Genomic DNA, 20212 nt, shown 5'->3' with positions numbered 1-20212 from the left:
CTGGGCATGCACCCGGTGACCGTGGGTCGGCGCAAGGGAGTGGTGGCGCGCGCGTTCGTGCGCGGCGCCGTGAAGTGCGAGGTCGTGGACCTCGATGCACCGGGCGCGCCGGCGCTCGCGATGGAGCGGCTCGCGCCGGAGGGATTTTTCGAGCTGTTCATCCCGAAGCGCAAAGAAGTGTTCCGCCACCAACTGCGCTACCAGACGTCGTGGGGGGACATCCACCAAGTCCACAACGCCTACTCGTTCCTGCCGACGCTCAGCGAGCAGGACCTCTATCTCTTCAACGAGGGCAACGAGCACCGCATCTACGAAAAGCTCGGTGCGCACGTGCGCAAACTCGGCGACGTGCCCGGCGTGGCGTTCGCGGTGTGGGCGCCGAGCGCGTCGCGCGTGTCGGTCGTGGGCAACTTCAACGGTTGGGATGCGCGCTATCACCCGATGCGGCCGCTGGGCGCGTCGGGCGTGTGGGAGTTGTTCGTGCCGGGATTGTCCCAGGGCGAACTCTACAAGTTCGCGGTTTGGGACCGTCACGGACAGCAGCGGCTCAAGACCGATCCTTACGGCACGTATTTCGAATCACCGCCGAACAACGCGGCGATCGTGCGCAGCGTGGAGCACTACGCTTGGGGCGACGGAGCATGGATGACCAAGCGCGCGGAGAACGCCGGCAAGGTCGACCAGCCGATGTCGGTCTACGAGGTGCACCTCGGATCGTGGCGTCGCGTGCTCGAGGACGGCAGCCGTCCGCTGAACTACCGTGAAATTGCGCCGCTGCTCGCCGACTACGTCGTCAAGCTGGGCTTCACGCACGTCGAGGTGATGCCGGTGGCGGAGCACCCTTACACGGGCTCGTGGGGTTATCAGGTGTCGGGATATTTTGCGCCGACGCACCGCTACGGCACGCCGGAGGATTTCCAGTTTTTCGTCGACCACCTGCACCAGCGCGGCATCGGCGTGATCCTCGACTGGGTGCCGGCGCATTTCCCGCGCGACAGTTTTGCGCTCGCGCAATTCGACGGCTCGCACCTCTACGAGCACGAGGATCCGCGGCTGGGAGCGCACATGGATTGGGGCACGCTGATCTTCAACTACGGGCGCCACGAAGTTCGCTGCTTTCTCATCGCGAGCGCGCTGTCGTGGCTCGACCGCTATCACATCGACGGCCTGCGCGTGGACGCCGTGGCGTCGATGCTCTACCTCGATTATTCGCGCAAGGCCGGCGAGTGGATTCCCAATCGCTACGGCGGGCGCGAGAATCTCGAGGCGATCGCGTTCCTGCGCCAGGTGAACGATCTCGTGCACCAGTATTATCCGGGCGCGGTCACGATCGCGGAGGAGTCGACGGCGTTTCCGATGGTGAGCCGGCCGACGAAGGACGGCGGCCTCGGCTTCGACTACAAGTGGAATATGGGCCTGATGCACGACACGCTGGCCTATTTTCAAAAGGACCCGGTCTACCGGAAGTGGGCGCACAACAAGCTCACGTTCGGCATGGTCTACCAATACTCGGAGAACTTCATCACGGTCTACTCGCACGACGAGGTCGTGCATCTGAAGGCCTCGATGCTCGGCAAGATGGGCGCCGGCTCCGACCGGGACAAGGCGGCGAACTTGCGCGCGCTCTACGGCTTCGTATGGACGTATCCGGGCAAGAAGCTGCTCTTCATGGGCGCGGAGTTCGGCCAGTGGCACGAGTGGAACCATGACGGCTCGCTCGACTGGCACTTGCTCGACACCCCGCTGCACAGCGGCATCCAGTCCGTCGTGCGCGACTTGAACCGTCTCTACGCGAGCGAGCCGGTTTTTTCCGCCAACGACTTCAACGCGCAGTCGTTCCGCTGGGTGAACGCCAACGACGGGGAGAACTCCGTCCTGAGCTTCCTCCGCGTGGCGCCGGACGAGAAGACGTTCTACCTCGTGATCGGCAACTTTACGCCGGTGGAGCGGGCGAACTACCGCGTCGGCGTGCCGCAAGCCGGGCAGTGGAGCGAGGTGTTCAACACGAACGCGGAGATCTACGGCGGCAACGGCGTGGGGAATTTTGGCAGTCGTCTCGCCGCCGCGGAGCCGAGCGACGGACAGGCGCAATCGCTGACACTGACGCTGCCGGGGCTCAGCACGCTCGTCTACAAGTGGACGGCGTGAACGCGGCCGTGAGGTAGGGGCCGTTGCCCTCAACGGCCCTCGTTGGGCGCTTGAGGGCAAGCGCCCCTACCGGAAAACCACGCGACCATTCAGCGGTGCGGCACGACGCGCTGGAAATCCGCGTAGGTGATGCGCAGGTCTTCCTCGATCGACTTGAGGAAGAAAAGCCGGCCACGGAAGCGCGAGCGTGAGGCGCGCGGGAGTGAGGGGCGGTCGTCGGTCGGAGGAGAAAATTCCATCGCGACTTCGAGCTCGTGCATCTTCACGCCGAGCGCGGGCGTGAACGGCGCGACGAGGCGCATCGTGAAGGATTCCACGGCGGGATCGGCTTTCGCGATTTGGAGTTCGAGCACGAGATGCGCGAGCAGCGGCTCCTTGAGATCCTCGCGGAACCGGCCGCGAAACACGGCCGTCGCTGCGTCCTCGCGCACGAGCTCGAAGCTCCCGCGATCGAGGTCGCCCTTTTCGAACGTGGCGCGCGCGGTCGGCGGCGTGCTGCTGGCCTTGTAGCGGAGGTAGCGCTCGATCTCGTCAGCGGTGGCCGCGCGACCGTTGCGTTCGAGCAAGGTCCACTCGCCGCCCTTGGGACGCGAGGGATCGTAGCGCTCAACCGAGGTGTCGCCTTCGCGCGTGGTGGTCAGCGTGTAGGCCCAACCGCGCGGGGCGTCGGAGGTGAAACGCGCCAGCGCGTCGCTGAAGTAGGACGGCAGTTCGGCCGCGGAGGCGACGGCGGCGAGCGCGCAAAAGGCGAGGGCGAGGCGGAGGCGCATGGAGATCACGGTGCCGCCTCGGCGCGGGCGATGAACCAATCGAAACTGCCGGCGAAGGTCACGTTGCCGGCGCGGTCCTTCAGTTCGACGAGCACGGTCGCCGCGGTGCGGGTCTTGGTTTCGAGATCGCGGACGAGGTTGGCGCGAGTGAGGTCGTCGGGCCGGGCGAAGGCGAGGAGATCGCCGGTGCCGGCCTTGCGGTATTTGAGCTGCACGCCGCGGACGACGGCGAAGACCTTGCCGTCGAGCGCGGGAAAGTCGCGCTGCAGGCACGCGGCGCTGGCGGCCTCGGCGAGCGCGAACTGCGCGGCGGCGTGCGTCGTGCCCACGTGGTTCTGCACGAGCGGCGCGAACGGCAGCTCGAGCAGGTGCTCGGCGCCGGCGGGCGCGGCGACGAGGCCGAGCGCTTGGCTGAACGCGAGGTCGGTGGGTTTCACGCCGCGATGTGACGCGGTCGCGCCGCAGTTTGGCAACGAAGTTTGCGCCGCCTCCTAATAAAGCGCGCGGTCGTGCGTCGTGCAGGTGGAGATTGCCATGCACACCGCCACCATGACTCAACGCTTCGGCGTTCCCGCGTTAGTCGCAGCGACGTTCCACGTCGTGTTGCTGTTCGGTATCCGTCCGGACGTTCCGGCCATCATCGACCGCATCAAACTCGATCCGCCCATCAAGCTTCCGCCGATGCCGGTCGAGCTGATCACCCCGAAGGTCGACCCCGATCCCGCGGTCGAGGCCGTGAAGCCGCTGAGCAAGCCGGGCCCGGTCAAGCCGGTCACGGAGGACCGCTCCGTCGACGTGCGGCCCGACGTGGTCGTGGATCCGTTCACGCCGCCGTCAGCCAAGGTCGACGTGAAGGCCGATAAAATCCCCAAGGATTGGGGCGATGGCACGACCGGCGCGCCCGTCGTGGGTGATCCCCGTGGGCCGGGCATCTTCACGATGGAGCAGCTCGACGCTCACCCGCGCGCGAAGGCCCAGATCCCGCCCGAGTATCCGTTCGCGATGCGCAGCGCCGGCGTCGAGGGCAGCGTGACGGTGGAGTTCGACGTGGATGCCAGCGGACGGGTGACGTCTGCGCGGGTCTTGAAGAGCTCCGCGCGCGAGTTCGAGGAGCCGGCGGTGCGCGCGGTGTTGAAGTGGCGCTTCGAGTCCGGGAAGCGCCACGGCAAGCCGGTGCCGTTCCGGATGGTCGTGCCGATCGGGTTTACGATGACCGATCGCGACTGACCTTCAGTTTGCCGCTCGGTCCGCACGGACCTCGGTGAGGCGATTCACGCGCTGCACCAGCTCGTGCGGGCTGAACGGCTTGGTCAGGTAATCGAGGGCGCCGAGTTCGAGGCCGAGGTGACGCGAGTCGGCCGAGGCCCACGCGGAAATGATCACAATGGGAATCGTCGCCGTCGCGGCGTCGCGGCGGAGAATTTCGCAGACGCCGAAGCCGTCGAGGTCCGGCAGCATCAGGTCGAGGAGAATGAGGTCAGGGCGCTGGCGCCGCACTTCGGCGAGCGCTTCCCAGCCGTTGCCGGCGGTCGCCACCGAGTGGCCGGCCTTGCGGAGCTGATAGGCGATCAGATCGAGGATTTCCGGTTCGTCGTCGACGGCGAGGATGTGGGCGGCGGGCATCGCCGCAGCATGGCATCGCAATGTGGCGCGCGTGCGACGGCTGCGTTACGACGAGGTGAAATCGCGTGGGGCGCCGCTGAGTCGGGCACGCGCGGCGGTAAACGCTTACCAGCGGTGATACGCGGGATGTCCCGGCTGCACGGCGACGAAGGTGCCGCGGCAGGTGGCGCGCGGTTTGCCGCCGGCGGTGAGCACGCCCTCGACAACGGCGCGGTCCGCGGTGGACTCGACGACGCGCGCGGTGAGCTCGACGGGGCCATCGGTCGGGGTGGGGCGCATCATCTTGATCGCGTAGTCGGCGGTGACGCAGCACGGCGGTTTCTCGAGCTTGCCCTGCTGCATGAGATGCCAGGCAGCGGTCCAGTTGCAGTGGCAGTCGAGCAGCGAGCCGATGATGCCGCCGTTGAGCACGCCGGGGAAAGCTTCGTGGTGCTTCTCGGGCGTCCAGGTCGCGACGACCTCGCTGCCGCGCACGTGGCTTTGGATGTGCAGGCCCTTGGGGTTGGCGGGGCCGCAGCCGAAACAGATGCTTTGCGGGGAGTATCGGTCTTGCAGCGAAGGCTCGGACATGGCGCGAAGCAGGGCGGAAGATTCGGCAAAAGAAAAACCGAAAGTCGCGCCGCGCGAGGGCGTGATTCAAAGGTTTTTTAACTCGCGGGTTTGGGCGGGTTGCCGCCATCCTCGCGCGTCGCGATACCCCTGATGGCCCGCAAAATCGCATTCATTAATTACAAGGGCGGCGTCGGCAAAACCTCCCTGATCGTCAACACCGCCGCCGCGCTCGCGCAACGCGGGATGCGGGTCCTGCTGGTGGACTTCGACACGCAATCGAACGCGAGCATCTGGCTGTTGAAGCTCGATCGCTGGAACAAGATCAACGCCAGCGGCGTGGGCGCGATCTATTCGATTTTCGATCCCGGCACCGCGCGGGTGCGCGACTTGATCATCAAGAGCGTCGTCGAGGGCAAGGAGGGCGAGAAGCTCCTGCCGGGCCTCGATCTGATTCCGACGACGTTCAACCTCGTCGATCTCGAGGGCGAATATAAGCCCGATCCGAAGCGGCCGAGCTACGCGATCTTCCAGGAGCAGCTGGCCGAGGTGGAGAAGGACTACGATGTCATCCTCTTCGATTGCCCGCCGAACATCCTGCGCGCGTCGCAAAACGCCATTTTCTGCGCGAACGAGATCTACGTGCCGTCGAATCCCGACGCGCTGTCGCTGATTGGTTTCACGCTGCTCGTGGAGAAACTCATGCGCTTCCAGCAGAGTTCGGCGAGCTTCCGCACCGCGGCGATGGGGCCCTCGGCGCAGGTCTACGGCATCGTGTTCAACGCGATCAAGACGAACGTCGACATCGAGGTGCCGAAGATGCGAATGCAGCTCCGCCTGAATCAATTCAAGGCGCAGAAACGCGGCTGCGCGCCGAGTGCGAAGATTTTCTCCACGCAAATTCGCGACGCGATCGTCGTGCGACGCGCCGTGACGCTCGGCCTGCCGGTCGCGCTCGTCGGCTCCGAGGGCACGGAGACCGACAGCGTCACGAACGACTACCGCCAGCTCGCCGCCGAAATCGTCGGGCACGCGCCCGCAACCTGACGGAGGACACCATGGCCAAATACACCGCGAAAGACTGGGAAGACGTCCGCAAGCGTTTCCACAGCTCCATCATGGCGGACACCTCGCTGAGCAGCCTCGCGCAAAACCTCGACACCGCCGACTGGCCGGTGAAAGGCGAGGAGGAGAAGCCGTCGAAATACATCGATTTCAACTATGAGGAGTTGCTGATGCTGCCGGAGATCGCCGGCAGCGAGAAGCGCGTCGATCACCTCATCGGCATCCTCAAGGAGACACTCGCGTTCGACGACCCGTTTGGCGACATGGTCGCGCAGGTCGAGGAGAGCGCATCGAAGGAAAACACCGTGCTGAAGACGCTCGGTCGCCTTGGCATTCCGGAGGCCTACCCGCTCGCGTTGGTGAATCTGAGCGAAGGCACACGCGCGGTGTGCGCGTCGGAGGGCGTGGCGACGATCGGCGAGTTCGCCAATCTCGCGCAGCAGATGTCGACGCGCGTCGTGATCGGCGGGGATTTCCGCGCCTTGCTGAACGCGCTGTCGCACGGCGACGAGGAAGGTATCGGCCAGTTTTTGCCGTTCCGGAAGGGTTCGAGTGGCCTCCATTTGCCGGAGGCGCTCGGACTCGCGGCGGCCGCGGTCGGCCGGCCGGAACAGGTCGCCTTGGCCAAGGCCTTCGGCGCGAAGCTTGCCGGCACGGAGGCGGCGGCGGCCGGGTTGTCGGCGGATGCGCAGGCCCGCGCCGAGCAGCGTGTGCAAACCGCCGTGAACGCGACGCTCGACTGGTTCAAGGATGCGGCAGCCGCTCTGGTGGCGAAACTGAACGCCGGCGGTTCCTTGGAGCGCGAACTCGTGGTGATCGGCGATCCGGTGCGCGAGGCGATCGCCGCGCGTTTTTTCCGCGCCGCCTGGGCGTCGAAGCTGAATTCCTCCGCTGCGGCGCCGGTCGCGCCGAAGAAGGGCGGCTTGTTTTCGCGGCTGTTTGGGCGTTAATTCGTGGGCGTGGAGAACAACCCGCCCCCTGCCGCCGGCCTCCCGCCGCCGTTCCCGAAGCCCCCGAGCTTCGTGGCGCCTCCGGGCATCGTCACGCCCAAGCCCTCGGGCGGCGGCAGCAAGCCCCTGATTCTGCCGCGTCGTGCCAGTCCGTTGCTGCGGGCGCAGGAGGCAGCGGCTGCCACGAGTGCGGCGACCGTTGAGGCTCGGAAGTCGATCGATGCGATCCTCGCGCAATCGCGGACTCCGTGGGGTGGGGAAGCGCCGAAACTCAGCGGCACCCAAGTGGACGAACTACAGAAAGCGATCCGAGCCTTGGAGGCGAAACTTGCGGAACGCGATTTGGCGGTGAGCGAGGCGCAGGCGAGGCTGGCGGAGCGCGAGCGGGAGTTGGCCGAGGCGGAGGCGCTTCTGGCGGCCCGCGAACGCGTCGTGGCGGCCGCCAGAAGACAAACGGTTGCCGCCGGTCCGGCCGTCTCGGGAGAGGAATTTGAGGCGTTCAAGAAGCTGAAGGAAGAGCTCGACCGACAGGAAGCGGCATTGAAGGAGCAGCGCGCGGCCCTGCGCGAGCGGGAGGAGTTTCTGGAGCAGAGCGAAGCCAGGCTGTTCTCGAAGATGCAGGACCAGCAGGAGAAGGAAACGGAACTCGAGCAGCTCGCGGACGATTTGAAGCGGAAGGCCCGGCAACTCGGTTTGGGAGGGGACGAACCGCCGGAAATCAGGGAAAAAGCGTAGGGAACAAGGTTTGAATTGGCTTTTCCAAGCCATCCTACTCTGCTTTCTCCCTTTCCTGAATGAACCTTCGTTCCGTTTCCACGGTGGCCCTGTTGGCCGCGCTCGTTGCCCCGGCTTTTGCGCAATCCGCGTCGTCCACTGACGAAGAGGCCAATCTCGCCCTCACGCTTCCCACCGACGAATGGTATGTGCCGAAGAACAACCTCAATTTCGGCGTTCGCATCCTGAACAAGGGCGCCTCGGTGCGGTTCGGCAACCTCGGTAGCATCTCCAGCATTCGCACGACTGGTCCGGATGCCTCGGGCAACTACGTCTACGACACCGGCTACGTGAAGAAGGACGCGCTGCGCGACCCGTTCGAAACGAAGAACGCGCCCGATCAGGCGACCAAGGTGGGCACGCCGACCTTTTACGGTGAGCCGATCGGCAATGGCCGCTATCGCGCGCACCAAGTGACGCGAGCCGAGGAAGGCGGTCCGTTGACCGATAAGGTGGTGGGCGAGGGACTCAGCTACAACGCCGCCTTCAGCCGCGAGTGGTCGGCGGCCTCCGCCGGCCTGATCGACGGGTCGCTGCTCCGGATGAGCAACTACAGCGCACGATCGGAAGGTGCCTTCGCGGAGAAAAAGGAAGGAATGAACAGCGGCATCGAACTCTCGATGTCCCGCGCGTTCGGCAAGCTCGGCAATCGCTTCGAGTGGGGCTTGGCCGGCGGCATCGCGTTGAACCCGGTCCACTCAAAGACCGGCGGCGCCGTGCGCGCGACGCTCTCGGTTTACAGCGACTATTTCCGCCTCGGCGGCACGTTGCCGGACGGAGTGAAGAGCGGTCCCACTTTCGGGGACTTCGATTCCACCGTCGACGGCAATGACAACTCGCTCGAAACGACCGTGCCCGTCAGCGCGACGCCCGACACGACCGTCGCCGGCACGGGCAAGACCGTCACCACGGCAGGTGGCGCGGCGATCGACGGCAACTGGAAGATCAAGGGCGCCTATTTCATGCTGCGCCTCGGGCCGCAAATCCGCGCGCAGCTGACCGAGCGTCTCGGCCTGAGCGCGAGCATCGGCATGGCGGGCGCTTTCAGCGGCACGCGTTACACGGTCTTCGAAAGCCTTACCGTTGCTGACTTGCCCGAGCCGATCACCGAAGAGGCGGACGACGCGAAGAGCGCGTTCCTCGGCGGTCTCTACGCCGACGTGAACCTTGACTGGGCCGCGACCGAGCGCACGGGCTTCTATGCCGGCGTGAACATGCAGAAGTTCGGCTCCTACGACATGGAAGTGGGCGGCCGCACGGCGAAGATCGATTTCGGCAACGCCATGGGCATCCGTGGTGGCATGAACTTCAAGTTCTGACGCTCGCGCCCTTGCGCCTCTCCCGAGCCGGGCTTCGCGCCCGGCTTTTTTATTTTCCCAAATCGGCGAGGACGTCGTCGATCGAGCGCAACGCCGTGGCCGGGAAGAAGGAGTTGATGCGTGTGATCACCTGCTGGACCAGTCCGTCGGGACACGATGCGCCGCCGGTGATGAGCACGCGTTTGGACGCCGTATCGGCGTGCGACCACAGCGGGTGCACTTCCGTGTGTCCGCCTTTGCCGTGGCCGCTGGCGGGAAAAACGTAGTGTTCGATCTCGCAGCGCGAGCGGATGCTGGACTCCGATTGGATGAAGAAGGCGCGGCCACCGAGCTTTTGCTCGCACACGCGGTAGAGTTGGTAGGTGTTCGACGAGTTCTTGCCGCCGACCACGAAGGCCGCGTCGAGCGGCTCGCCCAGCGCGCGGGCGAGGGCGTCCTGGTTCACCTGCGTCGCGTAGCAAAGGGTGTCCTTCTTGCCTGCGCCGCCGACGTGCTCGAGTCCGGCCGCCGCGCCGTATTTTGCCGCGAAGATGGACTTGAAGTAGTCGATGATGGTCGCCGTCTCGTTCATCAGCAGCGTCGTCTGGTTGACGATGGCGACCCGGTCGAGGTGCAGCGCGGGATCGAAGTCGGGCGTGGTCTTGCCTTCGAATTTCTTGAGAATGGCGGCGCGTCCCTCTGGCGTGGGGTTGGCGATGTAGTCGCCGAGGAGCCGCGCCTCGTCGAGCGAACGAATGATGATGGCGGGCGCGTAGCGGCGGGTGTTCGAGAAAGTCGCCTTCGTCTCCTCGTGCTCGCTTTTGCCGTGGATGACGACCGTGAACCCCTCGCGGCCGAATGCACGGGCCGCTTTCCAGACCTTTTCCACGAGCATGCACGTGGCGTCGTATTGCGCGACGCGAATGCCTTTGCGGATGAGGCGCTTCTTGTCCTCGTCGGTGGCGCCGAAGGCCGGGATGATCACGACGTCCTCGCTGGTCAGCGAATCCCACAGCCACGGCTCAGGCTGATCGGCGTTCGCTGGTCGGCCGCTGACGGTGAACGGCACGCCTTTGTCGGTTTGCAGGTAGCGCAGGCCGCGGCGCAGGAGGTCCTCGTTCACGAACGGATTGTGGATCAGCTCGCTCAGCATGAAGACGCGGCGGCCGGGATTCTCCGCGAGCGATTCATAGGCGCGCTCGATGGCGTTTTTCACGCCGAGGCAGAAACCGAAATGGCTGGGGATGACGTAGTGCACCGCGCCGAAATCGAGCACGGCCGGCGTGGAGGCCGAGCGCTCGTTGGTCCGCGAGAGGGCCTTGATGGCTTCGCACAGCTTGCTCTGGTAGAGGGCGCGCGCGGTGTCGTCCTGCTCGTAGATCGAGCGGTTGCGGTCCTTCTCGACGCGGAACCGGTAGATGTAGTCGTTCTCGCCGAGGTGCAGGTAGGGAATCTCGATCAGGTGCGGCTCGAGCCGCGGCAGCACGGCGGCGAGCAGCGGATCGAGGCGGTCGCCCTGGCGCTCGAGTTGTTCGATCGAGCGAAAGGCGAGGTCGCCGGCCGCCGCGGGAGTCGTGACTTGCACGAACGATACGGCCCATTCCGTGCCTTCGTGCGTGAACGAAAAATACTCGGCCGGCTCCGTGCGGGCCGGGAAGGAGCGGGTCAAGTCCGCGGCCGCCCGGTCACCGGCGAAGGGCAAGCGCACGCGCGCGCCGTCCACGGCGACCGCGAGCTGATTGCTCGGGTTGAACGCGAGAAGGAGAGGGAGGCGGGCGATGGCGACGGACACAGTCCTGACGGAAGCACAACCCCGGGGAGCGTCAAACTTCCTGTCGCGCGTGTCGCAGCGGAGAACTGTGCCGGCGACACGCGCCGGCTGCTTGCCTCGGGCGGAACGAATCGCGAAGCTGCGCGGCATGAACCTGCAGGAACTCCGCCGCAACTACGCGTCGCGCTCGCTCGATCTGCCCGACCTGAACGTCAGTCCGTTCGCGCAGTTCGACCTCTGGATGCGGGAGGCGATCGAGACGCAGGTGCTGGAGCCCAATGCCATGTCACTGGCCACCGCCGACGCGACGGGCCGCCCCAACTTGCGCACCGTCCTGCTGAAGGGTTTCGATGAGCGCGGTTTCGTTTTCTACACCAACTACGAGAGTGCCAAGGCCCGTGATCTCGGGGCGAATCCGCGGGTGGCGTTGATGTTTCCGTGGCTGCCGCTCGAGCGACAGGTCGTCGTCACCGGCGGGGCGGACAAGATCGGCGCGGCGGAGTCGCTGAAGTATTTCCTGTCGCGACCGCGCGACAGCCAGATCGGGGCCTGGGCGTCGCGACAGAGTTCGGTCATCACCACGCGCGCGCTGCTGGAGCAGAAGTTCGCCGAGATGAAGGCGAAGTTTGCACAGGGCGTGATCCCGCTGCCGACGAATTGGGGCGGCTATCGCGTGACGCCGGAGACGTTTGAGTTTTGGCAGGGGCGTCCGAACCGGCTGCACGATCGGTTCATGTATCGACGCCAGCCCGACGGGAAGTGGACGGTCGAGCGGTTGATGCCGTGAGAGACGCGCCGGCTCTTCGCCGGTCTTCTTCGGGACGTCGGCGCGATGCCGACGGCAGGTTCACGCCTTGCCGCCGAAGCTGAAGTAGTCGTCGAGCTCCAGCCGGTCGAACATCGTGCGGATGTCGTCGCGTTTCGGCGCCATCTTCCGGATGTGCTCCGCGAATGTCTCGTGGCGTGTGACGTCGCCGGGCGCGAGGCTTTCGAGCCATTGCGACCAGGCGAGAATTTCCCAGGCGGCGCGCTTGGGCTGCTGGTTGGCTGAAAGCCACTCGAGCATCTCGGCGTCGCCCTTGCCCTCCTTCACGGCGGCGAGCAGCGCGTCGGCCGTGACGCCGACGAAAGCGAAGAAGCGCTGGTCGAGCGGGCAGTTCCAGTTGTATTCGCCCATCTTGCCGGCGAGTTGGGCGCGGGCCTTGTCGAGCAGGCGGGGCAGGTGCGCATAGCCGCCGAGGCGGGCGCGCGGGCTGCGCGGGGGATGTTGGCCAAGGTCAGGGCTGGAGTAGTTCATAAAATCGAAACGAAGCTGGACGCGTGGAAGGGCGCGAGAAACAGTAGGTCCATAGGGCCCTACGAACCACGTGATACTCACAGGACGAATTCCCGCACGCGCCCGCAAGTTATTCCTCGCCGCCTGCTTCCTTGTTGCAGGCACTGTGCTGGCGCAGCGGGATATTTTCACGCCCGCGACGGCTGAATTCCACGTGCGAGTGTGGACGGTCGAGGCGGGTTATCCGCACGTGGCGCCGACCTCTTTCGCCCAAACGGCGGACGGCCACTTGTGGATCGGTTCGTATTCGAATCTCACTCGCTTCGATGGCATGCGGTTCGAGGTGATTGCGCCGCCGGATGCGCCGGCGCTGCACGACGGCATGGTGCTGCACATGCTGGTGGCGCGTGATGGCGCTCTCTGGCTCGCGGGCAATCGCGGCTTGGGGCGCATGCACGATGGGAAATGGCGCTGGTATGGCGCCGAGCAGGGCATCCCCATGGAGCCCTCGCACTCCCTCGTCGAGTTGAACGGCCAGATTCTCGTCACGTTCGGTGGCAAGGCATTCACCTGCGCCGACGGGGAGCACTTCCGCGAGTTGCCTTTGCCGGACATCGGGCCGCGGACGATTCAAGGGTCGGCGTTGGCGACCGACGACGAGGGGAATCTCTGGCTCACGCAGCCGCAACGCATCTGTCTGTGGCGAAACGGCAAGTGGGACGTCATCTTCAGTTCCGACGATCCGCGCGAGCAATTGGGCGGCATCGCGGCCTCCGCTCGAGGCGGCGTCTGGATCGCGATTCGCGGCCGGATTGTCCGCTGGCGCGGCGGCGGTGTGGTGGAGGATTTTCCTCGGCCCGAGTTTCTGCCGCCGGATTACATCCGTCTGCTGGAGGACTCGCGCGGACGGCTCTGGATCGCCAGTTCCACCCGCGGTGCCTACGCCCGGCTGGCGCCCAACCGATGGCTTCGTGTCACGATGGAAGAGGGGCTCGAGAACGACGCCGTGCAGGCTGTCTTCGAGGATAGCGCACACAACATCTGGCTCGGAACCAACGGCGGTGGGCTGACTCGCTTGCGACCGAACCGTGTGCTCACACTCGGACGGCAGGCCGGCTTGAAGCAGCCGGTCGTCAACAGCGTGCTCGAAACCGCACCGGGCGAGTTCCTCGTCGCGACGCACGGCGGCGGCGTGGTGTTGTTGCGCGACGGCGTGTTTCAACCGGCGCCCGCGCCCTTGGGCGAGCGGTTCCGGCCGACCGGCTCATGGCCGATGACACTGGAGCGTGACGCGCGGGGACACATCTGGGCGGGCACATTTGGTGAAGGTGCGTTGGAAGTCAGCGACTCCGACACGTTGCTCCATCCGCGTTCGGGCACCGGCGACGAAGTCGTCTACGGTCTCCACGCGGCGCGCGACGGTTCGCTCTGGATTGTGACCAACACCGGCGTCGCGCGCGAGCGCGCCGGACAGTTTCGCATCTACACGCCGGAGGAAGGCGTGCCGGCCACGCGTTTTCACGCGCTCGCGGAAGATGTGGACGGGACGATCTGGGCGGCGAGCCGCCGCGCGGGGCTGTTTGCGTTCAAGGCGGATCAAGTGCGCCACGAGACGGTGGCGGATCGCGTGGCTGGCGTTGAGGCCGTGCATTGCGATGCGGCGGGCCGGCTGTGGGTGGCGTGGGAGGACGGCGGCTTGGTCGTGCGCGCGAATGGCGCGTGGCATCGCGTCACCAGTGCGTCGGGTCTCCCTCCGGCAATCGCCCAAATGATCTTCCACGATGACGATGGCAACATTTGGGCCGGCACGGACCGCGGGCTGTTGCGCATCACGCGCCAATCGGTGGAGCGGTGGCTGGGCGGGGGAGCCCCCGCCTTGGACTTCGTGCTCATCGACCAGACCGACGGACTGCCGTTCGCGCTGCGCGATGGCGTTTCGCCGCTGTGGCGGCGCACGAGTGACGGGCGCTTCGTCATCGCGACAATGCGCGGCGTGACGTTCCTCGAACCGCGGCAGCGATTCGAGGCGGTGCCGATGCCACCGACTTTTCTCACTGGTTTGGAGGTCGACGGTGTTTCGCAGCCGATCGCGCGGGTGGAGAAGGTTTCGCTGCCGGCCGGCACGCGCCGCGTGTCGGTGAGTTTTTCCGCCGTCAACCTCACCGACGCGGAGACGCTGCGGTTCGAATATTCGCTCGATGGCGGACGCAACGAGTGGCGCGATGCCGGACCGAATCGCCGGGTGGATCTGTTTGAACTCGCGCCCGGCCGCTACCGGTTCGCCGTGCGCGCGGTCGGCCGCGATGGACGCCGTGGGCCGGCCGCCGAGATTCCCGTGCTCGAGCTGGCGCCGCATGTCTGGGAGACGCTCTGGTTTCGCTACGGCGGTGTTGTGCTGCTCGCCACTCTGGTGGGCGCCGGGGCGTGGATGGCGCAGAGCCTGCGACTGCGCCGGCAACGCGAACGTCTCGAGCACGAGCGGCTCGTCGCAGAGGCCCAGGCGCGGGCCGAGCACGAACGACGGGAGAAGGAAGCAGCGGCCGCCGCCAGCACGGCCAAGAGTGACTTCCTCGCCACCGTCAGTCACGAGATCCGGACGCCGCTGAACGGCATTGTCGGCTCGGCCGATCTGCTCGCTGACACCACGCTCGATGCCACTCAGCGGGAGTTTCTCGATGCGTTGCGGGTCAGCGCGGGCGGACTGTTGACGCTGTTGAACGACGTGCTGGATTTCTCGAAAATCGAGGCGGGGCACGTGACCCTCGCGCAGGAGTCGTTCGAGCCGCGCCAGCCGGTGATCGATGCGATCGAGACCTTGCACGCCAAGGCGCTGGAGAAGGAACTCGAACTCGTCCTGGTGCTGGCGCCGGATCTGCCGGGGATGGTCGTAGGTGACGCGGGACGGTTGCGCCAAGTGCTGCTCAATCTCATTTCCAACGCGATCAAGTTCACCGACCGCGGGCATATCGTGGTGCGCGTGAGCCGTGAGCCGGGAGCGGCCGCCGGTTCGGAGCGCATGCGATTTTCGGTGGAGGATACCGGAATCGGAATCGCACCCGAGGCGCAGGAGCGCCTCTTCGACAAGTTCACCCAACAAGACGCGTCGTCGACGCGCCGCTATGGCGGAACCGGGCTCGGCCTCGCCATCTGCAAGCACCTCGTTGGACTCATGGGCGGGAGGATCGAAATCGTCAGCGAGCGGGCACGCGGTTCGACATTCGCCTTCGTGATCGATCTGCCGGTGGAATTGCCCGCGGTGGCGATGTCGTCACGAGGCTGGCGCGTGCTCGCGATCGACGATTTGCCGGCGGCCGCGGAGGCGATTGCGGCGATCGGGATTCGAACCGGGGTGGAGGTCGTGACCGCCGGCAGCGTGGCGGAAGCGCGCGAGCGGCTCCGGGGCGGCGGGTTCACCGCGCTGTTGATCGATCTCTCGGTTGCGGTGCTCGAGCGCACGGCGCTTCTGGAGTGGCGGCAGAACGATCCGACAAAGCTCCCGGTGATTCTCGCAGCCCCCTGGGGGTTCGAGCTCGAGGACGCCGCCGAACTCGCGCCTGCCGGCCTCGTTCGCAAGCCGTTGTTGCATCCTGAATACTTGGTCGAGGAACTCAGCCGTCTGCGCCGCCCGGCGCGGGCGCCGGTTGTGCGGACGGAGACGGTCCCGCTGAAACTCGCTCCGCGTGCGATCCTGCTGGTCGAGGACGATGAGGTGAATCGCTACATCGCGAAGTCGATGCTCGAGTCGCTCGGCTGCACGGTGGATGTCGCCGCCAATGGCGACGAGGCGATCACTCGCACGGCCCAGAAGCGCTACGACCTCGTGTTCATGGATTGCCGCATGCCGGTGCGGGACGGCTACGAGGCGACGGCGGCGATCCGGCGGCGGGACGGTTCGCGGACGCCGCCGATTGTGGCGCTGACCGCCAACAGCAGCACCGAGGACCGGACGCGTTGCGAATCGCTCGGCATGGCGGGATTCCTTTCCAAGCCGGTGCGCAAGCACGAGCTCGCGTGCGCCGTCGAGAAATTCTCCCGCCCGCGCAACTGAACGGAACGGATCAGCTTTCCCCGGCCTCGGAAAAATCGCCTGCGTCCTCGCCTTCGCCCCCGGCTTCGGCCTCGAAAAAGCCCTCGTTGTCGAGGATGCGCATCGTCTGATCGATGATGGCCTTCTTGTCGGCGGGCGCGAGCGAGCGGTGGTGGAGGGTGAGGTATTCCGCGATGCCGGCCTTGGCTTCGTCGCGTTTCCGCACCCCGGCGAGGAAGTCATCGGCCTGATCGCAGATTTCGTTGGCGATCGTCTTCGGATCCATGCGGGAAAAATAGCCGCTTCCGGGCTGAAGCAAAGCCGTGTGTTGGAGCGAGAAAATTTTGATTGCAGGGCCGGGTGAAACTCCCGGAGCAGGGAATTGGTGTAACTTTGGTCCGCTTCGCAGGGTTCTCACGCAACATGTCCCACCCCCACGCCTCCGCTACGGGTTCCAGCGGCTTGCTTGCCGGCGTCCCCGGCGACCTGCGCCACGCGTTTCGCCTGCTTTGGAAAAGCCGCGGCTTCGCCGCTACCACGCTGCTCACGCTCGCGCTCTGCATCGGCGCGACGACCGCGATTTTTTCGACGGTGTATTCGCTGATGCTGAAGCCGCTGCCGTTTTCGGAGCCGGCTCGGATCGTCGAACTCTACACGTCGGCGAAGAAGGCGGGTCTGCCCCACATGCCGGCGAACATCCCTTTCTATCTCGACTACTCGAAGAACGCGACGTCCTACGAGACGCTCGGCCTGTGGTCGTTTTCCTACAACATGGTCGGCGAGGAGGGCGCGGTGGTGCGCACGCCGGCGGCCAAGGCGACCTCCGAGATCTTCTCGATCCTGCGCGTGCAGCCGATTCTCGGCACCTTCTTCACCAAGGAGCAAAACAAGCAGGGCGCGGACCGCGTCGCGGTGCTGACCCAGTCGTTTTGGCGCGCGCAGTTCAACGAGAGCCCGGAGGTGATCGGGCGGGAAATCCGCATCGACGGCGATGCTTACAAGATCATCGGCGTGGCGCCGCGTGAGTTCGAGGCTTTCGACGCGCGCGTGAAATTCGTCATGCCCCTGAGCTGGCCGGCGGGCGCGGAGAATCCGCAGGGGCGCTACGGCGTAGGCATCAATCTTTACGGCCGACTGAAGCCCGGCGCGACGATCGGCGCGGCCGACGCCGAAGCCAAGACGCTCGAGAAAATCTACGTCGACGCCGGCCCACCGCCGTTGAAAGCCTTTGTCGAACGTTCCGGCATGACGATGAACGTCGGCGGCGTGCAGGAGCAGCGCGTCGAGCCCGTGCGGCCCACGCTGTTGCTGCTTCAGGGCGGCGTCGCGTTCGTGCTGCTCATCGGCTGCGTGAACGTCGCCAACCTGCTCCTTGCGCGGTCGAACGCCCGCCAATCGGAGCTGGCGATCCGCTCGGCGCTCGGCGCGAGCCGGCGCATCATCGCGCGGCAGTTGCTGCTCGAGAGCCTGCTGCTCACCGGCCTCGGCGCCGTGCTCGGCGTGCTGTTCGCGTGGGGCGCGCTCAAGGCGACGAATTTCTACCTCGCGAAAATGCTGCCGGAGGCCATGGCCGCGACGATCGATCTGCGCGTGCTCGGCTTCGCCGTGGCGCTCTCGCTCGTGGTCGGCGTGTTGATCGGACTAATCCCCGTTTTTCACGTGCTGCGAACCAACCTGGCCGAAGTGATTCAGCGGGGCACGCGCGGCGCGTCGTCGGGCCGCGGCGTGCGCGCGCTCAGCAGCACGCTCGTCGTGGCGCAGGTCGCCGTGGCGTTGATGCTGCTCACGGGTGCGGGACTTCTGATCCAGAGCTTTGCCAAGGCGCTCGAGGTCAATCCGGGTTTCGATCCGTCGCACGTCGTCACCGGGCGGATCGCATTGCCGCAGGCGCACCGCGCGAGCGACGAGGCGGCGAACAAGATCCGCGAGCGAATGCTCGCCGCGCTGCGCGAGATTCCCGGCGTGAGCTCGGTCGCGCTGGGCTTCGCCACGCCTTTCGAAGGCGGGCTGCCGATCAATGCGTTCACGCTCGAGAACGACACGCTGCCGCCGGGCGCGCCGCAGCCGGGAGCTTTCCGCGTCGTGGTGACGCCGGGCTATTTGGAGACGCTCGGGCTCAAGCTGGTCGAGGGACGTTTTTTTGAGGAGGGCGACCTCGCGCCGGGGCGCCGCGTGTTCGTCGTCGATGAGAGCTTTGCGAAGAAATATTTCCCGAACCGCTCCGCCTTGGGTGGCCGTTTTGCGTTCGGTCCCCGGCCGCAGAAGGACGCGGATTGGCCGACCATCGTCGGCGTCGTGAAGGACGTGCCTCACAACGGCGTGGAGGAGAAGAGCGGAAACCCTTTCATCTACCAAGTCATGCTCGGCGGTCGGCCCGGCGGCCTGACGCTGTTCCTGCGCACCGAGCGTCCGGCGGCGGACGTCGTCGTGGCGCTGCGCGCGAAGGTGAAGGAAATCGATCCGGCCATCGCGTTGTTCGACACCGGCGCGATGGCGCAGGTCGTCGACTCGTCTTACGACAATCGCCGCGCCGTCATGCTGCTGCTCGTGGCGTTCGCGGGCTTGGCGCTGTTTCTCTCGGCCTTGGGCATCTACGGCGTGCTCGCCTACGATGTTTCGCAGCGCACGCGCGAGATCGGCGTGCGTGGCGCGATCGGCGCGTCGCAGGGCGAGATCATCGGCCTGATCCTGAAACAAGGCCTGTGGAAAACAGGCATTGGCATCGTGCTCGGCTTGGTCGGTGCCGCGCTGCTGAGCCACTCCATGACGAGCCTTCTCTTTGGCGTGAAACCCACGGAGCCGACCGTGTATGCGGCGGTGTCGCTCGTGCTGATCGCGGTGGCATTACTCGCCAGCTACCTGCCGGCGCGCCGCGCGGCGAAGATCGATCCCCTCGTGGCGCTGCGCGACGAATAGGCCGGGCGTCCGCCTGCTTGCTCCAGATCTCTGCCTCTGCGCTACAACAGCCGCGGGTCGAACGCGAAGGGCTCGGGCCGGGCAATTTCCAGTTTGGCAAATGCCGGGTGCGCGGGATTCACGAGGTAGTTGAACTCACCCGGGACGACGGCGCTCGGCACGCGCAGCGCGAGGTGCGTGCCGGCTTTAAGCCAGGCTGCGCCGACGGCCTGCGTCTCGGGCGGGTGGGGAAACTGGCGCCAATTGGTCGGGAAGCGCGCCGGCTTTTCCACCGCGCTCTCCGGCAAAGTGGCCGAGACGAAATTCCATTTCAGGTGGAGCAGGCGGTCCGGCTCGTCGGCGTTGGCCAGCACTTCGACGATGGCGAGCGCGCGGGATTCCGCGCAGTAGACGACGCGCAAGCCGGGAGGAGACCAGCGACCGCCATAGAGCTCCGCGCCCTCGCCGGAGAAGGCGGTGGCGGCGTATTTCGCGGCGCAGAGGCGCCAGACGACCAGCGAACTCACGAGAACACGCCGTGCTCGATGCGACCGAGGACGTTCTCCACCTCGCGGGCGCCGGGCTCGGTCTGCGCGTAGTCGAGCGGGGTCTTGCCGCCGAGGGCGAGGAGCTTGGCGTTGAACCAGCCGCGGGTGTTCTCGTCGGTGCCAAAAATCTCGCGGGCGCGATCGAAGAGGCGCATCAGCCGCGCGGCGCGCTCGCCTTCGTGGACCTTGAGGCGGGCCTTCTCCGCCACGCGCCGGGCGTAGGTGCGCGGTGGGATCTGGATGAGGCGCGCGAGTTCGTCGTTGGTGAAGCCCGCCTGCTTGCCGAATTGCACGATCTCGAGCACCGGCAGTCCTTCCTCCACGCGGTCCTTCAGGGCGTGGTTGTCGTGGAGATGCTCGACCAGCGCGGTCTTGGATTTGCGGGCTTTCATGCCCTCAGTGTCGTCACTTTCGGTCGGAAGACAAGAGACATTTGCCAAATGGCATAAACATGACTGCCATTTGGCAAAGCAATCCTGAATGCTGAGGACGGGGTCGCGGCAGTGCCGGCGGCGGCG

Annotated in this window: 18 protein-coding genes; 9 read left to right on the top strand and 9 right to left on the bottom strand. The window is 66.0% G+C overall.

All coding sequences use genetic code 11. From position 1 onward, the window contains the following. Positions 1–6: 6 nt before the first annotated feature. A complete protein-coding gene (glgB, locus tag HZA32_00165; protein ID MBI5422467.1) occupies positions 7–2148 on the top strand; it encodes a 1,4-alpha-glucan branching protein GlgB in 2142 nt (713 codons plus the stop codon). Positions 2149–2237: 89 nt separating this feature from the next. Here the strand turns inward: glgB and HZA32_00160 are convergent, their stop codons facing one another. Together HZA32_00160 and HZA32_00155 are read right to left on the bottom strand one after the other, a co-directional pair. Continuing rightward, positions 2238–2918, bottom strand: coding sequence for a hypothetical protein (locus HZA32_00160; GenBank protein MBI5422466.1), 681 nt, complete (start codon positions 2916–2918; stop codon positions 2238–2240). Between the two features lie 5 nt (positions 2919–2923). Next, a complete protein-coding gene (locus HZA32_00155; GenBank protein MBI5422465.1) occupies positions 2924–3355 on the bottom strand; it encodes a DUF4442 domain-containing protein in 432 nt (143 codons plus the stop codon). A 97-nt stretch (positions 3356–3452) separates the two neighbouring features. Between HZA32_00155 and HZA32_00150 the strand changes: the two genes are divergently transcribed. After that, positions 3453–4145 (top strand): energy transducer TonB, encoded by a 693-nt coding sequence (locus HZA32_00150; protein MBI5422464.1) that lies wholly within the window; start codon positions 3453–3455, stop codon positions 4143–4145. A gap of 3 nt (positions 4146–4148) precedes the next feature. Here the strand turns inward: HZA32_00150 and HZA32_00145 are convergent, their stop codons facing one another. Further along, entirely contained in the window at positions 4149–4541 is a 393-nt protein-coding gene (locus tag HZA32_00145; GenBank protein ID MBI5422463.1) for a response regulator, read from the bottom strand. A gap of 105 nt (positions 4542–4646) precedes the next feature. Beyond that, on the bottom strand, positions 4647–5111 hold the full coding sequence (locus HZA32_00140) for a PaaI family thioesterase (GenBank protein MBI5422462.1): 465 nt from the start codon (positions 5109–5111) through the stop codon (positions 4647–4649). Between the two features lie 132 nt (positions 5112–5243). On the opposite strand from HZA32_00140, the gene HZA32_00135 reads away from it, so the two are divergent. The 4 genes from HZA32_00135 to HZA32_00120 are packed head-to-tail and all read left to right on the top strand — an operon-like array spanning position 5244 to position 9198. Continuing rightward, positions 5244–6137 (top strand): AAA family ATPase, encoded by an 894-nt coding sequence (locus HZA32_00135; protein MBI5422461.1) that lies wholly within the window; start codon positions 5244–5246, stop codon positions 6135–6137. 11 nt (positions 6138–6148) lie between these two features. Further along, positions 6149–7105, top strand: a complete 957-nt coding sequence (locus HZA32_00130) for a hypothetical protein (protein MBI5422460.1) — start codon at positions 6149–6151, stop codon at positions 7103–7105. A gap of 9 nt (positions 7106–7114) precedes the next feature. Continuing rightward, positions 7115–7840 carry a hypothetical protein gene (locus HZA32_00125; protein ID MBI5422459.1) on the top strand — a complete coding sequence of 242 codons (726 nt, stop codon included), beginning with the start codon at positions 7115–7117 and terminating at the stop codon, positions 7838–7840. A gap of 59 nt (positions 7841–7899) precedes the next feature. Further along, positions 7900–9198 carry a hypothetical protein gene (locus HZA32_00120; GenBank protein MBI5422458.1) on the top strand — a complete coding sequence of 433 codons (1299 nt, stop codon included), beginning with the start codon at positions 7900–7902 and terminating at the stop codon, positions 9196–9198. A gap of 49 nt (positions 9199–9247) precedes the next feature. Here the strand turns inward: HZA32_00120 and ispH are convergent, their stop codons facing one another. Then, positions 9248–11098: a 4-hydroxy-3-methylbut-2-enyl diphosphate reductase gene (gene ispH, locus HZA32_00115; GenBank protein ID MBI5422457.1), complete on the bottom strand. Its 1851-nt coding sequence runs from the start codon at positions 11096–11098 to the stop codon at positions 9248–9250. Between ispH and pdxH the strand changes: the two genes are divergently transcribed. Then, positions 11097–11735, top strand: a complete 639-nt coding sequence (gene pdxH, locus HZA32_00110; protein ID MBI5422456.1) for a pyridoxamine 5'-phosphate oxidase — start codon at positions 11097–11099, stop codon at positions 11733–11735. The two genes, ispH and pdxH, sit on opposite strands and share 2 nt — an antisense overlap. Positions 11736–11795: 60 nt before the next feature. Here pdxH and HZA32_00105 read toward each other — a convergent pair whose 3' ends face one another. Then, positions 11796–12245: a DUF5069 domain-containing protein gene (locus tag HZA32_00105; GenBank protein MBI5422455.1), complete on the bottom strand. Its 450-nt coding sequence runs from the start codon at positions 12243–12245 to the stop codon at positions 11796–11798. 229 nt (positions 12246–12474) lie between these two features. On the opposite strand from HZA32_00105, the gene HZA32_00100 reads away from it, so the two are divergent. After that, positions 12475–16272 carry a response regulator gene (locus tag HZA32_00100; protein MBI5422454.1) on the top strand — a complete coding sequence of 1266 codons (3798 nt, stop codon included), beginning with the start codon at positions 12475–12477 and terminating at the stop codon, positions 16270–16272. A gap of 10 nt (positions 16273–16282) precedes the next feature. Here HZA32_00100 and HZA32_00095 read toward each other — a convergent pair whose 3' ends face one another. Beyond that, positions 16283–16537 carry a hypothetical protein gene (locus tag HZA32_00095; GenBank protein ID MBI5422453.1) on the bottom strand — a complete coding sequence of 85 codons (255 nt, stop codon included), beginning with the start codon at positions 16535–16537 and terminating at the stop codon, positions 16283–16285. A 137-nt stretch (positions 16538–16674) separates the two neighbouring features. On the opposite strand from HZA32_00095, the gene HZA32_00090 reads away from it, so the two are divergent. Beyond that, positions 16675–19167: an ABC transporter permease gene (locus tag HZA32_00090; GenBank protein MBI5422452.1), complete on the top strand. Its 2493-nt coding sequence runs from the start codon at positions 16675–16677 to the stop codon at positions 19165–19167. Positions 19168–19208: 41 nt separating this feature from the next. Here the strand turns inward: HZA32_00090 and HZA32_00085 are convergent, their stop codons facing one another. Next, positions 19209–19664: an RES domain-containing protein gene (locus HZA32_00085; GenBank protein ID MBI5422451.1), complete on the bottom strand. Its 456-nt coding sequence runs from the start codon at positions 19662–19664 to the stop codon at positions 19209–19211. Between the two features lie 5 nt (positions 19665–19669). Continuing rightward, positions 19670–20086: a DUF2384 domain-containing protein gene (locus HZA32_00080; protein ID MBI5422450.1), complete on the bottom strand. Its 417-nt coding sequence runs from the start codon at positions 20084–20086 to the stop codon at positions 19670–19672. Positions 20087–20212 lie beyond the last annotated feature (126 nt).

It is taken from the genome of Opitutia bacterium (genome assembly GCA_016217545.1).
Taxonomy (GTDB): domain Bacteria; phylum Verrucomicrobiota; class Verrucomicrobiia; order Opitutales; family Opitutaceae; genus Didemnitutus.
Note: the sequence above shows the minus strand (reverse complement) of the source record. Positions and strands in the feature narration are given on the sequence as shown.